The organism is Microbacterium sp. Bi128, from assembly GCF_918698205.1.
The window spans coordinates 1-1,224 of record NZ_CAKKMM010001471.1 but is presented as its reverse complement, the minus strand read 5'-3'; the positions used below and the strand labels follow the sequence as shown (position 1 = coordinate 1,224).

The 1,224-nt window shown below is 71.7% G+C and carries 2 protein-coding genes; both read right to left on the bottom strand.

Translation table 11 applies throughout. The features are described 5' to 3' along the window. Positions 1–816: NAD(P)/FAD-dependent oxidoreductase (locus LQV45_RS33770; protein WP_230012172.1), on the bottom strand; the 816-nt coding region annotated here is incomplete at its 3' end. Next, on the bottom strand, positions 809–1,224 hold a 416-nt coding region (locus LQV45_RS33765), incomplete at its 5' end, for a methyltransferase domain-containing protein (protein WP_230012171.1). The genes LQV45_RS33770 and LQV45_RS33765, both read right to left, overlap by 8 nt.

Below are 1,224 nucleotides of genomic sequence, written 5' to 3'. Positions count from 1 at the left end.
GAAGGTGCTGAGCATGCTGTTGGTCCCGGCGTCGATGGCGAGTCCCGTCCGTTCGCGCACGCAGCCCGTGAGCCACCGGGCGTCGGCGCCGGGTCCGCCGGCATCAGGTCCGCCGGGCGGGGAATCGCCAGCCGGGAAGTCGCCGGTACCCAGCCGGACCACCCAGCGGCGGAGCTGGCCGGGCAAGGGGAACGACTCCACGATGCCGTCGCCGGAGAGGAACAGTGCCGCGTCCGGACCGAACCCCGTCCCGTCCGCGAAGTCACCCATCAGGTAACTGTCCGGGTACTCTTTCACGCGCACGTCGACGCCCTGCAGCGCCCGCACCGTGGAACGCACGCCGTCGGCAGCAATGACCAGCGGCGCCGAATAGCGCAGGGTGCCACTCTTGGAGTCGGCTTCCACGCTGACCCGGCCGCCGTCGTCGGACAGCCCGGTGAGGCGGACGCCGCGGTGCAGGGCGGCGTCGCCGAGCTCGTTGACCCGCCGTTCCAGGTGCGCCTCAGTGCGGGCCTGGGGCAGGGACAGGACGAACGGAAAGCGGTCCGAGACGCCGGCAAAAGACATCCGGGCGAGGCATTTTCCGCCGGCCAGTGCCATGCCTCGGCGGATCTGGACCCCCTCGGCAATCATGGCCTCGGCAACTCCGGTTCCCGCGAGCGCGGCCAGCGCCGGCGGATGGATGCCGATGGCGCGCGACTGCGGCTCCGGTGCGCCCCGCTGTTCCAGCACCTGCACATCCACGCCGTCCTGCAGCAGCAGCGCGGCCATGAACAGCCCCACCGGACCGGCACCGATGATCAGAACCTCAGCCACTGGCGCCGGGCCCTGACTGGTAGGCGCCGCCGGGAGTGCCGTGCAGCAGCAGGTTCCGGAAGGGGGCGTGGCGGGCGACGGTCCAGCCCGGGGGAGCGGCGGCGGCCAGCTCCGCGGCGGTGTAGCTTCGGCGGATCGAGGTCAGCCCGTCCTGCCGGATGTAGGAGCCGGTGAGCACCCAGGAGCCGGCAGAGAACAGCGCGTAGGCGGCGGGGCTGCGGCGGATGTCGTTGTGGACCACTGTGCCGCGGGACAACCGGGCCGACTCGGCGAGAAACGCTTCCAGCCCGTCAAGGTGGTGCAGGACATGGTTGGATACCACGAGGTCGTACCGGTTGCCCTCTTCGAGCAGCTCCGCGCTGGCCGCCTGGCGGAACGTCACGTCCGCCGTCGAGTGGCGGGGGGGGG